This is a genomic window from Stenotrophomonas sp. SPM (assembly GCF_003105135.1).
Taxonomy (GTDB): Bacteria; Pseudomonadota; Gammaproteobacteria; order Xanthomonadales; family Xanthomonadaceae; genus Stenotrophomonas.
In genome coordinates this window covers 1-16,743 of record NZ_QETL01000087.1, presented here as the reverse complement: position 1 = coordinate 16,743, position 16,743 = coordinate 1, and the positions used below count along the sequence as shown (strand labels likewise).

Sequence of the window (16,743 nt, the reverse complement as noted above, 5' to 3'; positions counted from 1 at the left end):
CATGCTCGGCTGCTTGTGCCGTGAAAAGCAGCCGAGCATGGGCTCGGCTCTACAGGTGTACTGGCGACCCCTCGACGGTGATCAGATCACCGTCAGGTTGGCGTAGGCCATCACCAGCCACTTGCTGCCGGCATCGGCGAACTCGACCTGCACGCGGGCGTGGGCACCGCTGCCTTCGTAGTCGGTCACCATGCCCTCGCCGAACTTGGGATGGGTCACCAGCGCGCCCAGCTTCAGCGGCGGCGCCTCGATCGAGGCATGGCCCATCACCCGGCTGCTGCCCAGCGAGGCCGGCCGCGAGACCTGCACCTTCGGACGCACTTCGTGCAGCAGCTCGCGCGGGATCTCGCGCAGGAAGCGCGACGGCAGGCTGTAGTTGTCCTGGCCGTGGATGCGGCGCGATTCGGCGTAGCACAGCACCAGCTTCTGCCGCGCGCGGGTGATGCCGACGTAGGCCAGCCGGCGCTCTTCTTCCAGGCGGCCGCTTTCTTCCAGCGAACGCGCGCTCGGGAACAGGCCGTCTTCCATGCCGGCCAGGAACACCAGCGGGAATTCCAGGCCCTTGGCTGAGTGCAGGGTCATCAGCTGCACGCCTTCCTCGCCCGCCTGCGCCTGGCCTTCACCGGCCTCCAGCGCGGCATAGGCCAGGAACGCGACCAGCTCGTCCATGTCCTCGCCCACTTCCTCGATGTCGTCGGCGCGGCGCAGGAAGCGCGAAGCGACCGAAACCAGTTCGTCGAGGTTGTCGGTACGCGATTCCGAATCCAGCGAATTGCGGCTTTCCTTGCTCCAGTGCTCGCGCAGCTGCGAGCGCGACAGCACATGGTCCACGCGCTCGGCGAGGGTCATGTGCAGGGTCTGCGCCTGCAGTTCGTTGACCAGCACCAGGAAGCCGGCCAGCGCATTGCGTGCACGCGCGGCCAGCGCCGTGCCCTGGGTGACCAGCATGGTGGCCTCCCACAGCGAGATACCCTGCGCGCGCGCCTCGCGGCGCACCTCGTCCAGGGTGCGCTCGCCGATGCCACGCGTCGGCGTGTTCACCGCGCGCTCGAAGGCGGCATCGTCGTTGCGGTTGGACAGCAGGCGCAGGTAGGCCAGCGCGTCCTTGATTTCGGCACGCTCGAAGAAGCGCATGCCGCCATACACGCGGTACGGCACCTGTTCGCTCAGCAGCGCCTCTTCCAGCGCGCGCGACTGCGCGTTGCTGCGGTAGAGCACGGCCACTTCGGTGTAGCTGCCACCATCGCGCACCCACTGGCGCGCGCGCTCGACGATGTAGCGCGCTTCGTCCATCTCGTTGTAGGCCGCATACAGGTCGATCGGCTCGCCGTCGCCGCTGTCGGTCCACAGTTCCTTGCCGATGCGGTCCGGGTTGTGCGCGATGACCGCGTTGGCCGCGCCGAGGATGTTGGCGGTGGAACGGTAGTTCTGTTCCAGGCGGATGGTCTGCGCGCCGGGGAAATCGCGCAGGAAGCCCTGCACGTTCTCGACCTTGGCGCCACGCCAGCCGTAGATGGCCTGATCGTCATCGCCGACCACGAACACATGGCCTTCGTGACCGGCCAGCACGCGCACGAAGGCGTACTGGATGGCGTTGGTATCCTGGAACTCGTCCACCAGGATTTCGCGGAAACGCGCGCGGTAATGCGCCAGCAGCGGCGGGTTGTCGCGCAGCAGTTCATGCGCGCGCAGCAGCAGCTCGGCGAAGTCGACCAGTCCGGCGCGGTCGCAGCGTGCCTGGTATTCGATATAGGCCTGGCGCATGGTTTCCAGCCACGCATCATGCGGCTCGGGCTGGATGTGCTGCGGGCGGCGGCCCTCATCCTTCTGTTCGTTGATCCACCACGCGATCTGCTTGGGCGGATGCTTGCTGTCGTCGATTTCCAGCGCCTGCACCACGCGCTTGACCAGCCGCAGCTGGTCGTCCGAATCCATGACCTGGAAACCTTCGGGCAGCTTGGCGTCCTGCCAGTGCAGGCGCAGCAGGCGGTTGGCCAGGCCGTGGAAGGTGCCGATCCACGCGCCGCGGCTGCCGTTGGGCAGTTGCGCGTCGATGCGGTGGCGCATCTCGCCGGCGGCCTTGTTGGTGAAGGTCACCGCGAAAATGCCATGGGTCGGCACGCCTTCGACTTCATGCAGCCAGGCGATGCGGTGGGTGAGTACGCGGGTCTTGCCGGAACCGGCACCGGCCAGCACCAGGTGGTGGCCGGGGGGAGCGGAGACGGCTTCGCGCTGGGCCGGGTTCAGGCCATCGAGCAGGTGGGAGACATCCATGCCCCCATTTTACGGCATCGCCGTCGCGGCTCCTGCGACCACCTGCGCAGCCAGGGCCTGCGCCTGCTGACGCAGTTCAGGCACGGCCAGGCTTTCCCACAGGCTGCCGATGCGCAGGCTGCCGAGCACGCCCAGACGCGCCTGCGCTGCACCGCTGCGGCTGCACAGGCGGTCGCCCGGCACGCTGCTGTCCAGGCCCAGGCCATGCGGCCCGGGGCGGGCCAGGCCGTCGGCCTGCAGCCGCTGCAGCAGCGGGTTGCGCAGCGCACTGGCGCGGGTCTCGACGCCGGTGGCATTGACCACCGCCGCGATCGTCCACTGCTGTTCGCCGCCAGCGGCATCACGGCCGGACAGGTGAAGCGCGTCGCCTTCGCGCCAGATGCGCTGCAGGCGGGCACGGTGCAGGTGCAGCTGGCCGCAGGCCTGCAGGGCCTGCAGCTGGGCATCGACGTCCTCGGCGATGCGGTGGCGGTGCACGTCCCAATAGCGCACCACATGGCGCAGGAAGCGTCGCTGGTCGGCCTCGTCCAGGCTGCACCACAGCGCCTGGCCATGCGGGCGGATGCGATCCATCACGCCCTGCCACGGCTGACCATCGGCCTGCGTCTGCCGCGCGAAAGCGCGCAGGGCCCGCACGCGCTGGCGCAGGGTCATCAACAACAGCGCGGCCGGGTCGAAATCGGGCAGCACGCCATGCGCATGCGGCAGCGGCAACAGGCCATGCCGCGAAATCACGTGCAGTGGACCGGTATGACCAGCGGCGACCAGGGCCAGCACGGTGTCGGCCATGCTCAGGCCGGAACCGACGATGGCCAGTGCATGGGCACCCGCCATGGTGCGCACGCCGTCATAGTCCCAGGCCTCGACCACGTCGTCGGCAGGCAGCGCATCGGCGCCGGCCACCGGCAGCGGACGCATGCTGTTGCCGGTGGCGATGACCGCCTGCGCCGCGTGCAGCGTGCTGCCATCGCCCAGCTGCAGGTGGTAGCCGTGGTCATCCGGCTGCAGGCCCAGCACCGGCTGCGCGATCACCTGCAGCTGCGCCGGGCTGGTAGCCACCGCGTCCTGCAGGCGCTGCTGCAGGTAGGCGGCGAAGTGATGGCGGCTCACGTAACGCTCGCCCAGCAGCTCGCGCGCTTCGCCCGGGTAAGCGTTGACGGCCTGCAGGTAATCGAGGAAATCGCCGGGCTGGTCGGGGAAGGCACTCATTTTCGCTGCGGGCACGTTCAGCAGGTGCTCCGGCCACGGCGTGGCGTAGGCGATGCCTTGGGCGAGCCGCGAGGCGGGTTCGAAGATGGCCAGCGCCAGCGGCGCCCGGGCCTGGCGCAGCACCTGGATCGCCACCATCACACCCGCGGCGCCACCACCGATGATTGCCAGGTCCAGTTCGCCATGTCGCGATGAATCAGTCATGCACCGATTGTAGGCCATGGCAGGTGACGGCCCGGCGTGCCGAAACGGGCCGTTGCCAGCCCATTGGCCGGTGTGTCACATCAACGCATCGGCCAACCGCGCGATGCCTTCGCGGCTGCGCTTCCAGGCCGGGCGCTGGCGCCACTGCTCCAGGTCCAGCATGCGCGACTGGCGCAGGTAGTCGTCCTCGATGGCGCACAGCTGCTGCACCAGCGGCCGGCCGTAGCAGATCAGGCCGATCTCGGCATTCAGCGCAAAAGAACGGATATCCATGTTGATCGAGCCGAGCACGGCGATGTCCTCGTCCACGCTCATGTGCTTGGCGTGCAGGAACTGCGGCTCGTACAGCGCGATCTGCACGCCACAACGCAGCAGCTCCTCGTAGTAAGCCTCCTGCGCCCACGAGGTCAGCCGCTGGTTGTTGCTGGCCGACAGGATCAGCTGCACCTTCACGCCGGAAAGCGCGGCGATGCGCAGCGCGCTCAGCGTCGCTTCGTCAGGCACGAAATACGGCGTGACCATCACCAGCCGTCGCCGTGCCAGGTGGATCAGCGCCGCCACCGCGTCGCGCGCGTTGCTGTAAGGGTATGCCGGGCCACTGGGCAGCAGCTGGGTGGCGATGTCATCGCCGCACTCGGGCACGTCAGCGATGACGTCCAGGCGCTGCCCGGTTTCCATGTACCAGTCGCTGGCGAACACCGCCTCCAGGTGGGCCACCGCCGGGCCGCGCACGCGCGCCACCAGCTCGCGGTTGGGGTGGCCGGGCACGAAACGCGGACCGGCCAGGTTCTGCGAGCCGACGTAGGCCACTTCGTTGTCGATCACCGCGATCTTGCGGTGGTTGCGCAGGTCCATGCGCCCGCTGCGGCGCCAGCGCAGGCCGCCGGGCAGCATCGCCCGCACTTCGATGTCGCGCGCCTGCAGGCGTTTGCGGTAGGCACGCAGGCCACGCTTGGCACCCACCGCATCCAGCAGCACGCGGCACTGCACGCCGCGCGCGGCGGCACGCTGCAGCGCTTCGACGATGGCCTCGCCCACCGCGTCGTCGAACATCAGGTAGTACAGCAGGTGGACGCGGTCCTCGGCCTGGTCGATGTCGGCGATGAGGGTGTGCAGCGATTCGTCGTAGTCGGTGAGCAGGTCGACCGCGTTGCCGTGCACCGGCATGAAATCACCCTGGCGCTGCACCAGCGGCACGATCTCGGCGATGGCGGTGTCGGCCGTCGGGGTCCAGCGCAGGCGGTGCTGCAGCGCCTGTTCCTCGCGGATGACCTGCGACGCCTCGGCCTGGCGGCGGATGCGCTCGCGCGACAGCCAGGGGTGGCCGAACAGCAGGTACAGGGGCAGGCCCAGCAGCGGCACGAAGCCGACCAGCAGCAGCCAGCTGCGTGCCGCCCCCGGCGTGGTGCGGGTGGGGATCCAGCACAGCGCGACCAGCCGGATGAGCCAGTCGATCAACAGCAGGTAGGAACCCAGCAGCCACTCGAACAGCATCGCGTCGCCCGTCGGAGGTGTGGGGGTCATTCTGCCCAGCCCCCCTTGTAGAGTCGAGCCATGCTCGACTGCCTTGAACCCATGTGCCAACCAAGGTTGGCATCTACCTGGCGTGAGGCACAAAAAAACCCGCCACGAGGGCGGGTTTTTTTGGAAGCGACCAGCAATCCTCGCGGATTACTTGATCTTGCCTTCCTTGTACGGGACGTGCTTGCGCACGACCGGATCGTACTTGGAGAATTCCATCTTCCCCGGGGTGTTCTTCTTGTTCTTGTCGGTCGTGTAGAAGTGACCGGTACCAGCGGTCGAAATCATACGGACCTTATCGCGCTTGCCTGCCATGATCGTCTACTCCTCAGACCTTTTCGCCGCGCGCACGCAGCTCAGCCAGAACGGAATCGATACCGTTCTTGTCGATGGTGCGCAGTGCATGCGCGGAAACACGAAGCTTCACCCAGCGGTTCTCGCTGGCAACCCAGAAGCGGCGCTCGTGCAGATTCGGCAGGAAACGACGACGGGTCTTGTTGTTGGCGTGCGAGACGTTGTTACCCGTCTGCACTCGCTTGCCGGAAACCTGGCATACGCGGGACATTGCGCACCTCGATAGTAAGTTGTGTCAGCCCGTAGCCCGGGAGACGGCGGCCTCGGTGGTTGCCCACCACACGTCAGGAGAATCAAGGGGTTACGCTGGCGTTGGGCGGCCGGGGACGTGCTCCCGGGGGCGCCGCCCGGTAGAAAACCGGACACAGCGAGCCGCGCATTATGCACGGGCTCAAGCACTTGCGCAAGTTACCCACAGGTGGGGTCAGGGCGTGGCGGTGAACAACCCGCCCGAGCCGGGCGCCCGCTGCAAGGCGTCGGGGCCCAGCCGCGCCCGTGCCGTGGTGACGAACAGGCGCCCATCCGGAGCGAAACACAGTGCGCCCACGTGCGGTGCCGGCACCGCCAGCCGCCGCTGCACCGCGCCATTGGCCGCCAGTTCCAGCACGCAGCCCCCGCCCCACATCGCCACCCACAGGCTGCCCTGCGGCGACAACGCCAACCCGTCGGGCTTGCCTGCTTCGCCGAGGAAATCGGTGACCACCTTGGGTTCGCCCAGGGTGCCCGCAGCCACATCCGCTGGGTAGGCCAGCAGGGTGCGGGCCAGGGTATCGATCACATACAGGGTATCGCCCGCCGGGCTGAACACCATGCCGTTGGCCACCCCCAGGCCTTCGGCCACACGCCGCACCGGCGCATCCACCGCTGTTGCATGGAACAGCGCGCCACGGCCGCCCAGCAGGCCCCGGTGCATCGACCCGGTCCACAAGCCGCCGCGCGCATCCACGGTCATGTCATTCAGGCGGCAACCGGGGCCCACATCGATGGTCGGCCCCGGCTGCAGGCCGCCATCCGCGGCAATCCGCACGAAGTGCGTTTCACCGTTGCCGACCAGGCCCTGCGGCGTCACTGCCAGCGACCAGACCGGCTCGGACAGTGGCGTGCGCGAGCAGGCCTGGCCATCCCAATGCAGCAGCGCCGGTGCGGTCGGCTCGACCCAGGCCACGCGGCCATCGTCCAGCACCACCGGCGACTCCCCCACCAGCGTTCCGGCATCGCAGGCCAGGCGCACGCCGCTGGCAGGTACCGCCTGAATCGCCTGCAACCAGTGCCGCGCGCGTCGACCCACCTCATCCGCGGCGCGCCCCGGGCGGTACAGGTCGGTACCGATGCCAACCGCACGCACGCCGGTCTGCCACAGCGCAGGCAGTGCATCGGTGGTGAACCCGCCCACGGCCACCAACCGCGTCTGCGCCGGCAGCACCGCCGATAGTGCCGCAAGCCGCGGTGCGGAATCGTGCGCCGGAAATGCCTTCAGGTAGCGCGCGCCTGCGGCCAGCGCTGCAAACGCCTCGGTGGCGGTGCTGAAGCCGGGCATCGGCTCCATGCCGTGCGCGCGTGCTGCGGCGATCACCTCCGGGTTGGTGTTGGGCGATACGCAGAAGCGGCAGCCGGTGGCGGCCAGGGCTTCGACCTGGGTTACCTCCAGCACGGTGCCTGCGCCGACCCACAGGCGGTCGCCGAAATGCGCTGCCAACAGGGCGATTGTGGCCAGCGGGTCCGGCGAATTTAGCGGGACTTCCGCCAGGCGCACGCCGGCATCCACCAGGGCCTGGCCGACGGCCAGCGCCTCGGCACCGGTCAGTCCGCGCAGGATGGCCACCAGCGGCGTCTGTTCGATGGCCGCGTCGAAGGCGGCGGCGTGTGCGGTGTTCATGGCGTTACCTGTGCGGCCCGGTGCAGGGCAAGGAAGCCGCGGGTCACGGCATCGTGTGACAGCAGGGTGCGTGCACTGCCACCCAAGGCATGCACGGCGGCGGCGTACAGCGCACAGACCGGCGCGGCACCAACCATCGGCAGCGGCACCTGCAGCGCGGCGGGCCACAGCCGGCGCACGTCGGCCAGCTCGGCGCCGATCAGCACACCGCGCAGCCATGAGGCACCGTCCGTGCGCGGCAGCTGGCCACGGATCACCCGCGCGCGTGCGCCGAACAGCAGACTGCCCAATCCCAGCCCGCCCGCATGGCCGTGCTGCAGGCCATCGAAGAAGGCCGCGCCTTCCACGGCAGGGCCATCGACCACCGATGCCAGCAGCCCGGCAGCGGTAAGGCGGTCGAAGATCTCACCCGACATCGCGGTGAGGAAGGACACCACCGCCCCGCCCTGCAGCTGCACCCACTTGCTGTGCGTGCCAGGCAGTGCCACCAGCCCATCCAGCGGCAATGCGCCCCCGGCCAGCAGACCGAGCAGCTCGGTTTCCTCACCACGCATGATGTCCGGCGCATCGTCCTGCGCACGCTGGCAGGCCAGCCCGGGCACGATGGCCACCGGCACCTGGCCGATGCGGGTGTGATGCAGCTGCGCGACCAGCCGCTGCGGCGTGGCCGGGCAATCGGCATAACCCGCATCGCTCCAGCCGATGTTCGAGCCGACCATGCCACAGGCATACACCGCCGCCGCGCCCGGCCACGCGGCCACGGTCTGTTCCAGCAGGACCTGCATCTGCATGCGCTCCAGCCCGGCGATGCCGCGTGGCTGTTCCACGCTGCCCAGCACCCGCCCATCGGCGGCAATAAGGAAGGCGCGGAAGTTGCTACTGCCCCAGTTGATGCCGATGATCGGTGCATTGTTTTCGGGCGTGCTCATCGGCGCGTCACTCCGGCGCCACCATCCAGCGGCACCACCGCGCCGGTCATCCAGCCGCTGCGCGCTGATGCAAGGAACAGTGCGAGCTCCGCCGCATCGGCGGCGCTGCCCAGGCGCTGCAGCGGGTGGCGCTGCACGTTGCGTGCGCGGGCCATGGCGGGATCATCGCTGCGGGCGAACGAACCCTGCAGCATCGGCGTATCCACCGATGCCGGTGCAATCGCGTTGACCCGGATGTTCGCTTCAGCCAATTCCAGCGCTGCGGTACGTGCCAGCGATTCCAGCGCGGCCTTGGAGGCCGCGTACGCGGCCAGCCCGGGCGTGGCATAGCGCGCATTGATCGAGGACAGCAGCACGATGCTGCCGCCGCCATTGGCACGCAGGCCAGCCAATGCATGGCGCATCAGCCGACGCGCACCCAGCACGTTCACCGCATGCACCTGCTGCCAGAGCGCGTCGTCGTCAGCCCACGTATCGGCCGACGGGCACCAGCCCACGCAGTGGATCAGCGCATCCAGCGGCTGGCCCAGGTGCGGCGCCAGCGCGGCATCGATCGCGCCGGCATCAGCCAGATCGGCCTGTACCTGCGTGGTCGCCGCCGGCACTGGCTCGCGATCCAATGCCAGCACGTTGGCCCCCTGCGCCTGCAGCTGCGCCAGTACCGCCGCGCCGATGCCGCTGGCTGCCCCGCTCACCCATACATGCCTGCCCAGCCATTCGCCCTGCATTGCGTCGTTGCCCATGCTCAGAACCGGTAGGTAAGGCTGGCCTTGTACGAGCGACCGAACACCACGTTGGTGCGCAGGCCCTCGTCATAGCCGTCGAAGGTGCGCTGCTCGCTGTCCAGCAGGTTGTTGGCTTCCACCTTCAACGACAGGCGGTCGCTGAGATCGTAGCTCATCGACGCCGACAGATCCTTGTAGGTGTCGTTGAAGATGCCGGTGGCCGCACTGGACAGGCCGACCAGGTATTCATCGCGCCAGTTGTAGGCCACGCGGATGCCGAACGGTCCGTTCTCGTAATAGCCGATCAGGTTGGCATTGTTCTTCGACAGCCCCGGGAAGGTCATCGCATTGCCGTTCACGTCGGTGATCGGGGTTTCCGAGTCGATCCACGTGTAGGTGGCGACCACGCCGAAGCCATCGAGCATGCCGCTGAACGGGACCTGCGCCAGCAGCTCCACGCCCTTCACCTTGGCCTTGTCGCCGTTGATCTTGCGCAGCACCAGGTAGTTGATGTTGTTGTAGGTTTCCGCACTCTGCCGCTGCACGATGAAGGTCGACACGTCCTTGTAGAACAGGCCGGCCGAGAGAAGGCCCTGGCCGCCGTAGTACCACTCCAGCGACAGGTCGTACTGGGTGGCCTTGAACGGATCCAGGTCCGGTGCACCGCCGGTGCCGGTGCCCGGCGAGGTCTGCACGCCGTTGCCATCGAACACGGCGTTGTTGTTGAGGGTCACGCCGTTGTTGAGGTCTTCGGTGTTAGGGAACGCCACCACCTTGGCCGCGCCACCACGCAGCACCAGGCTGTCGGTGATCTGCAGCTTGGCCACCGCCGAGGGCAGGACTTCGCGGTCGTCACGGTCGAAGGTGGATGGGGTAAGCGTGCCGTTGCCGCTGATCAGGTTGCCGCGCGAGGTCATGTCACGATTGACGAAGCGCACGCCGACATTGCCGCCCAGCGCCATGCCGCCCACGTCGGTATCCCAGTTGAGCTTGGCGTAGGCCTCGAGGAAATCCTCGTCCACGCGGAAGGTTGCCGCGTAGGCCAGTGCGTTGTTGCGCGGGTCCAGGCACTGCGCGTTCTGCGAGATCTGCGGCACGGTGGTGAAGCTTTCACAGCCACCGAAGGTGCTGCGGAACGCGCCGAGGTAGTCGCGCGGCAGTCCGCTGAATTCACCGGGCAGGAAATCGTTGTTGCTGTAGACGCGGATGTACGGCGCCATCTGCGTGACCGGGATGCCACCGGCCGGGCGGATGTCCGCACGCAGCGGATCTTGCAGACTCTCCAGGCGGCTGAAGCGGGCGCCGAAATCCAGCGAGCGCAGCGGGCCGTCATCGAAGGCCAGACTCCAGTCGCTGCGCAGCGCGCGCGAGTCGGTCCTGGCCCGCCAGTAGTTGTCGAACATGATGGTCATGCGCCACTGCGCTGGATCGGTCACGTCCACGCCGCTGACGTTGAAGCTGCCGAAATTGCCGTTGCGCAGGTCGAAGTCGGTCACCGAGGTCAGACCGGCCATCGGCGCCAGGCGCATGTAGCGCTGGTCGTACTTGGCAGTGGAACGGCCCCAGTCCAGTTCCACCGAACCATCCAGCCGTTCGCCGACGCGGAAGCTGGCGCGCAGCGCGCTGGAGATCGTGTCCGAATTGATGTCGGCCGCTTCGGAGTTGAGCAGCACGGTGCCGGTGGAGCGGCCGGCCAGCAGGATGCCGTGCTGGGAATAGACCGCGTTGCTCAGGCCTGCAGACGGATTGAAGGCGATCCAGTAGCGGTCACGCTCGGCCTTCTGCCGCGAATAGAACGTATCCCAGGTCAGTTCCACGCCATCGCTGGGGCGCCACTGCAGCACGGTGCTGACGCCGACCTTGGTGCGGTCGTCGTCGATGTTCTGCGCGCGCATGTCGGTGCTGCCGAAGCGGGTGGTACCCGGGCTGGCCGGGTCGGTGTAGCGGGCATAGCCGGAGAACGTGTCCAGGCCCTGCTGCACCACGTTGCGGCGGCCGTAGGTGGCTGAGACCAGCGCGCCGAAGCGGCCATCGTCGCTGCGCCGCGACACCAGGCCAAAGGCATTGTGGCCCCACGAATCGGCCATCTCGTCGTAGGTGCCGGCCACGCTCACCACGTTCTGCTCGGCGTCGCCGGAGAGCGGCTGCCGCGTATGGATGTCGACGATGCCACCAAGGCCGCCGCTGAGCTGGTCGGCACCGGCCAGCTTGGTCACCTCCAGCCGCGAGATCAGCTCCGACGGCACCAGCGAGAGCAGGCCGTAGGTGGACGTGGCCAGCTGGTCCAGACCGTTGCCGCCGCGACCGGTGGCATCGACGATCTGCCGCCCGTTGTAGAGCAGGACGTTTTCCTTCAGGCCGCGCACGAGGATGTCGCTGCCCTCGCCCATGCCGCGCTCGAGCTGCACGCCGGCCACGCGGCCTAGCGACTCGGCGACGTTGGTGTCGGGCAGCTTGCCGATGTCGTCGGCGACGATCGCATCGACGATCTGTGCCGAGTCGCGTTTCAGGTCACGCGAGGCTTCCAGGCTGCCGCGGATGCCGACGACGCTGACGGCGTCCAAGGTCTGCGCCTGCTGCTGGCCCTCGCCGGTGGTGGTGGCCGTGGCCGTGTCCTGCGCCGATGCCAGCACGGGCATCAGCAGGCAGGTCCCCAGAGCGGTGAACAAGGTTGAACGTCGAAAACGATGCATGGATCGGGCCCTCTCCCAAGGTTGGGACCCAGGCGGCACCGACCGGGACCGGCGCGGACCCTCCGTCCGCTGCCCCGCCCCACCCCGCTTGCCGAACTGCCACCTGGATCCAGCGCTTTTCCGGTCGTTGCTGCTGCACTGCGACTTGGCAGCACTGTAGCTAATATAGCAATATGTTTTGACCGCGCACGCTGCAATGCAGCGAAGAATTACGGTTCCTTCGCGGTCCTGTCGGGAACCTCCCTTCATGGTGTTGCTACACATGGCACACCCTATCCAACAAGGATCCGGCGCAATGGCCGCTCTGCAAGGTGTCTTCCCGATTCTTCCCACGATCTTCGACGCCCAGGGCGCGGTGGACGAGACCGCTACCCAGGGGGTGTTCGAGTACCTGCTGGCCGCCGGTGCCGCCGGCGTGGTGTTCCCCGGCCTGGCCAGCGAGTACGACATGCTGGACGTGGAGGAGCGACTGCACCTGACCGCCTGCATCGGCCGCTGGAACAACGGCCGCGTGCCGTTCATCGTCGGTGGCAGTGCGAAGACGCTGGACGATGCCGTGCGCCTGACCCGTGCCGGCGGCGAAGCCGGCGCGGCGGCGGCGATGGTGCTGACCCCGCACGCGCTGGCCGGTGACATCGACAGCATGGCCGCGTTCTTCGCCCGCTTGGGCGCCGAATCGGGCGTGCCGATCATGCTGCAGAACGCGCCGCCGCCGATGGGCGTGGGCCTGGGCGTGGACGCGCTGCTGGCCCTGGCCACGCAGGTGCCTGCCATCGCCTACGTCAAGGAAGAAACGATGCCGTCGGGCCATCGCATAACGGCCTTGTCCGAGCGTGCCGGCGATGCCGTGCAGGCGGTGTTCGGCGGTGCCGGCGCGCGCTACGTGCTGGACGAACTGGCACGCGGTGCGGTGGGCACGATGCCGGCCTGCGAGATCACCGAAGTGCACGTGGCGATGCTGGCTGCGCACGCCGCCGGTGACCACGAACGCGCGCGCGTGCTGTTCGAACGCACGCTGCCGCTGTTGAGCATGCAGGCGGTGTTCCGCTGGCGGCTGACCAAGGCCGTGCTGCTGCGACGGGGCATCATCGATTGCGACCACGTACGTGCCCCCGGCCCGGCACTGGATGCCTGGGATCGCCGCGAACTGGATACCCTGTTGTCCCGCATCGCCGACCTGCTGCCGCTGGACGTTGTGCCCGGCCGCCCACAACGGACCCCAGCATGAGCGCCGTCACCCGCGTCGAGACCTTCATCCTCACCGTGCCACGCAGCACGCCCTATCTGGGCCCGCTGGGCGCGGGCGAACGGGTGAACACACGCGGCTACCTGGTGCGCCGTGGCAACGGCACCCTGTACCCGACCGTGGACCGCTCGGTGCTGGTGCGGGTGACTACCGCCGACGGTGCCGTCGGCTGGGGCGAGACGTATGGCATCTGCGCACCGCGTGCGACCTGCGAGATCATCAACGATCTGCTGGCGCCGGAACTGCTGGGCCGCGAGCCGGAAGATGTCGAGGCGATCTGGGACGACCTGTATGGTCTGATGCGCGTGCGCGGCTGTGGCAGCGGCTTCCACACCGATGCCATCGCCGCACTGGACATCGCGCTGTGGGACCTGCGCGCACGGGCCGCGGACCAACCGCTGTGGTCGCTGCTGGGTGAGCGGCGCCACGAACGCATCGCCGGCTATGTGTCCGGCCTGCCTGCGGCCACGCTGGAGGAAAAGGTGGCCATGGCGCGCACGTTCCAGCTACAGGGCCATACCGCCTTCAAGGTGCACGCGGTGGTCAGCCACGACGGCATTGCCGAAGAGATGGCAGCCCTGCGCCAGGCACTGGGTGCAGACGCCCAGCTGATGGTCGACCTGCACTGGAAATTCGACCTGGAGGGCGCGCTACGGCTGGCCCACCAGCTGCAGCCGGTGGGTCTGACCTTCATCGAGGCACCGCTGAAGCCGGAAGACGTGCCTGGACTGGTCGCGCTGGGCCAGCGGAGCCCGATTCCCGTGGCTGCGGGGGAAGAGTGGCCGACTGATTACGTGGCGAGGCCGCGCGTGGAAGGTGGACACCTGGCCTACGTGCAGCCGGAGATGGGCCACACCGGCATCACCCAGTTCCTGCGCATCGCCCGCCTGGCGGCTGCCCACGGCGTGCAGGTCGCACCGCACGCCACCATCGGCGGCGGCATCTTCATGGCGGCCAGCCTGCATGCATCGGCGGTGGTCGAAGGGCTGTGGCGACACGAGTGGCAGCACTCGATCTTCTCGCGCTCGGTGCAGATGCTGGATACCGACATGGCCTATACGCAGGACGGCTACCAGCTGCCCAGCGGCCCCGGCCTGGGTGCGGTTCCCAACGCGACGTTCTGGCGACACGCCGAAGCCGTGGCCTGACCTCAGCCCTTTGTAGCGTCGAGCCATGCTCGACTGTTTTTTCCGCGGTCGAGCATGGCTCGACGCTACAGAGACACGGGGTTACGCTGCCGGCTGCCCCACCAGGGTCATCGGCGAGCGCCGCGCCTGGCGCAGTGCGATCCAGGCCAGCAGCACCGCGATCGGGTGCAGCACCGCCATCAGCACGAAAGCGCGGTCGAAATTGCCACCGGCCACCAGGTGCCCGACTACCTGCGCCGACACCATGCCGCCCAGCGCACTGCCGCAGCCCACCAGCCCCGCCACCGAAGCGATGTAGCGCGACGGGAACAGGTCCACCGTCATCGTGGTCAGGTTGATCTGATAGGTGAGGTGGGCAAACGTGACCAGACAGGCCAGCCCCAGCAGCACGGGAATCGGCGGATGCAGGGCCACGAAGATACCGACCGGTGCAAGGCACGCCGCGCCGATCATCGTGCGCAGGCGGGCCTGCACCGGGTCCATGCCACGCTTCACCAGGCCGCCGGAAATCAGGCCACCACCGACGCTGCCGATGTCGGCCGCCACGTAGACGATCCAGGCCAGCGACGCGACCGCCATCAGGCTCATGCCGCGGGCATCGCCCAGGTATTTGGGGAACCAGAACAGGTAGAAGTACCAGACCGGGTCGGCCACGGCGCGCGAGGCGACCAACGCCCATACCGTGCGGTCGCGCGCCAGCCGGCCCCAGACCCCTTTCATGCTCGGCGGCGTGGGTGCGGCCACGGCTTCGTCGGAGGGAGACGCATCCGAAGCGCTGGCGGCCACTGCGGTCGACTGCTTTCCGGCGCCGCGCGGGTAGGCCCACCACCAGCCGATCATCCACACCAGCCCGGCCAGGCCCGTGATCCAGAACGCCGCACGCCAGCCGTAGGCGATGGCGATGCCGCCGATCAGCGGCGGTGCCAAGGTGGCGCCGATCATCGCGCCGGCGGTGTACAGGCCCAGGGCAAGGCCGCGCTGGCGCGGCGGGAACTGCTCGGACACCACCTTGGTGCCGACCGTGTAATTGCCCGGCTCGCCCAGGCCCAGCGCGAATCGCGCCGCGCCCAGTTCCACCGCACTGCGTACGAAGCCGGTAGCGATGTTGGCCAGCGACCACCAGCCCACGAACAGCAGCAGCGCCACCCGAGCGCCCAGCCAGTCGGTGATGCGACCGGCCATGACGTAGGCGGCGGCATAGGCGAACAGGAATACCTGCACCACCCGCGCGTACTCGATGTCGGACATGTCCAGGTCGGCCTGGATGGTCGTGGCCAGGATCGACAGCGCCTGCCGGTCCAGGTAGTTGATGACGGTGGAAAAGAACAGCAGTCCCAGCAGGACCCACCTGGTCTTGCCCGACCCGCTCACGCGTTCCACCGCTTGGCCATCGACGACGCCTCCCCATCGGAAGGCTGCAACGTATTGCTATTGTAGCAACAGGTCAAGTCGCACTGCGGCAGCTCTACCGCGGCGCCTCAGCCGATCTCCGCCGCCGCCGTGCGCAGGGCCGCCACCAGTTCTGCGGTAGCCGATTCGGGAATCCAGCCAGACATGGCGATGCCGGCGTGGACCGGGTCGCCCATGGCGATGGCGACGATGTGGTGGTCGCGTTCGTCGGCGACGTGCACCCGGGCATGGCCCTGCGCACGGGTCACCGCCAGGGTCGCCAGCAGCTGCTCGATGCCCTCGGGGAACATCGGGATCGGCTTGTCCTGGTAGATCTCGCGCACGTCGTCATCGCTCAGCTGCGCCAGCAGCACGATGCCGATGCCGCTGGTGGTGGCCGGCAGCAGGCCGATGCGGCCCAGGCCCCGTGCCGCCTCGATGCCCGGCGGCGCATGGAACAGGTAGCTGACGCTGTCGTTCCACAGCACGCCCAGGGCCACGGTGTGGCCGAAGCGGCGCAGGCTTTCCAGCACCGGCAGCGCGCGGCGGATCAGACCGGAGGCGAACAGGCTCTGCGCGGCCAGCACGTGCATGCCCGGGCCGGCGGTGTACTTGCGGTCGGCGGTCTGCCGCGCGATGCCCAGATAGGCCAGGGTCTTGAGCAGGCGGTTGACCCGCGTCGGGTTGGCGTCGAGCTGGCGGGCCAGTTCACGGCAGCCCACCGGCTCGGGCGACGACGCCAGTGCCTGCAGGGTGGCGATGCCGTCGATCAGGCTCTGGTTGGGCTGGGCGTTGGGCTTGGTTCGCATGCAGGAAGCGTACTGGCCGGACCCGTGCAATGCCACCAATAGCAACACGTGGCTGCATTCGCGCGGCCTTCTGCGACCGGCGCCCATACTGGCCGCCCCACCCGCGAAGCCCCCGATGCGACTGCTGGCCCTGACCTATGGAACCGAAGGCGACACCCGGCCGCTGGTGATGCTCTGCCATGGCCTGCGCCAGGCCGGCCACGACGTGATGCTGCTGGCCGAACAGGGCACGCTGGGCAGCGCGCGCGAACTGGGCGTGCCGCACGCGGCGCTGGAAGGCGACATCCACGACGAAGTGGTGGCCCTGGTGGCGCGCGGCAACAACCTGGCCGCCGCCTCGCGCGGCCTGGCGCGGATGGCCGGCCG

At 68.4% G+C, this 16,743-nt stretch carries 13 protein-coding genes and 1 pseudogene; 3 read left to right on the top strand and 11 right to left on the bottom strand.

Going from position 1 to position 16,743, the window contains the following annotated elements:
• Nucleotides 1-81 precede the first annotated feature (81 nt).
• The 9 genes from uvrD to DCO49_RS15525 all read right to left on the bottom strand — a co-directional run bounded on the left by uvrD (nt 82) and on the right by DCO49_RS15525 (nt 11,731).
• The gene (gene uvrD / locus DCO49_RS15565; RefSeq protein WP_116864802.1) at nt 82-2,274 is read right to left on the bottom strand and encodes a DNA helicase II; all 2,193 of its coding nucleotides are present in this window, start codon (nt 2,272-2,274) and stop codon (nt 82-84) included.
• A gap of 9 nt (nt 2,275-2,283) precedes the next feature.
• Complete coding sequence (locus tag DCO49_RS15560) at nt 2,284-3,705, bottom strand: FAD/NAD(P)-binding protein (RefSeq protein WP_116864801.1); 1,422 nt, start codon at nt 3,703-3,705, stop codon at nt 2,284-2,286.
• 57 nt (nt 3,706-3,762) lie between these two features.
• Nucleotides 3,763-5,181 carry a cardiolipin synthase gene (cls, locus tag DCO49_RS15555; RefSeq protein ID WP_116864800.1) on the bottom strand — a complete coding sequence of 473 codons (1,419 nt, stop codon included), beginning with the start codon at nt 5,179-5,181 and terminating at the stop codon, nt 3,763-3,765.
• Between the two features lie 177 nt (nt 5,182-5,358).
• Nucleotides 5,359-5,526, bottom strand: coding sequence for a 50S ribosomal protein L33 (gene rpmG / locus DCO49_RS15550; protein WP_170272460.1), 168 nt, complete (start codon nt 5,524-5,526; stop codon nt 5,359-5,361).
• Between the two features lie 10 nt (nt 5,527-5,536).
• Nucleotides 5,537-5,773 (bottom strand): 50S ribosomal protein L28, encoded by a 237-nt coding sequence (rpmB, locus tag DCO49_RS15545; protein WP_005411638.1) that lies wholly within the window; start codon nt 5,771-5,773, stop codon nt 5,537-5,539.
• A 213-nt stretch (nt 5,774-5,986) separates the two neighbouring features.
• On the bottom strand, nt 5,987-7,438 hold the full coding sequence (locus tag DCO49_RS20360) for a 2-dehydro-3-deoxy-6-phosphogalactonate aldolase (protein ID WP_165835740.1): 1,452 nt from the start codon (nt 7,436-7,438) through the stop codon (nt 5,987-5,989).
• Nucleotides 7,435-8,367 (bottom strand): 2-dehydro-3-deoxygalactonokinase, encoded by a 933-nt coding sequence (locus tag DCO49_RS15535; protein WP_116864799.1) that lies wholly within the window; start codon nt 8,365-8,367, stop codon nt 7,435-7,437. The genes DCO49_RS20360 and DCO49_RS15535 overlap by 4 nt, the downstream gene beginning before the upstream one ends.
• Nucleotides 8,364-9,110: an SDR family oxidoreductase gene (locus DCO49_RS15530; protein WP_116864798.1), complete on the bottom strand. Its 747-nt coding sequence runs from the start codon at nt 9,108-9,110 to the stop codon at nt 8,364-8,366. The genes DCO49_RS15535 and DCO49_RS15530 overlap by 4 nt, the downstream gene beginning before the upstream one ends.
• Before the next feature lie 2 nt (nt 9,111-9,112).
• On the bottom strand, nt 9,113-11,731 hold the full coding sequence (locus DCO49_RS15525) for a TonB-dependent receptor (RefSeq protein WP_165835739.1): 2,619 nt from the start codon (nt 11,729-11,731) through the stop codon (nt 9,113-9,115).
• Nucleotides 11,732-12,080: 349 nt separating this feature from the next.
• Between DCO49_RS15525 and DCO49_RS15520 the strand changes: the two genes are divergently transcribed.
• Together DCO49_RS15520 and DCO49_RS15515 are read left to right on the top strand one after the other, a co-directional pair.
• Nucleotides 12,081-13,013: a dihydrodipicolinate synthase family protein gene (locus DCO49_RS15520; RefSeq protein ID WP_116864796.1), complete on the top strand. Its 933-nt coding sequence runs from the start codon at nt 12,081-12,083 to the stop codon at nt 13,011-13,013.
• Nucleotides 13,010-14,179, top strand: a complete 1,170-nt coding sequence (locus DCO49_RS15515) for a mandelate racemase/muconate lactonizing enzyme family protein (protein ID WP_116864795.1) — start codon at nt 13,010-13,012, stop codon at nt 14,177-14,179. Before DCO49_RS15520 ends, DCO49_RS15515 begins: the two co-directional genes overlap by 4 nt.
• Nucleotides 14,180-14,260: 81 nt before the next feature.
• On the opposite strand, the gene DCO49_RS15510 is transcribed toward DCO49_RS15515, so the two are convergent.
• Entirely contained in the window at nt 14,261-15,550 is a 1,290-nt protein-coding gene (locus DCO49_RS15510; protein ID WP_116864794.1) for an MFS transporter, read from the bottom strand.
• A gap of 107 nt (nt 15,551-15,657) precedes the next feature.
• Nucleotides 15,658-16,377: a helix-turn-helix domain-containing protein gene (locus tag DCO49_RS15505; RefSeq protein ID WP_116864793.1), complete on the bottom strand. Its 720-nt coding sequence runs from the start codon at nt 16,375-16,377 to the stop codon at nt 15,658-15,660.
• A gap of 115 nt (nt 16,378-16,492) precedes the next feature.
• On the opposite strand from DCO49_RS15505, the pseudogene DCO49_RS15500 reads away from it, so the two are divergent.
• Nucleotides 16,493-16,743: pseudogene (locus tag DCO49_RS15500) on the top strand (glycosyltransferase); the annotation flags it as partial.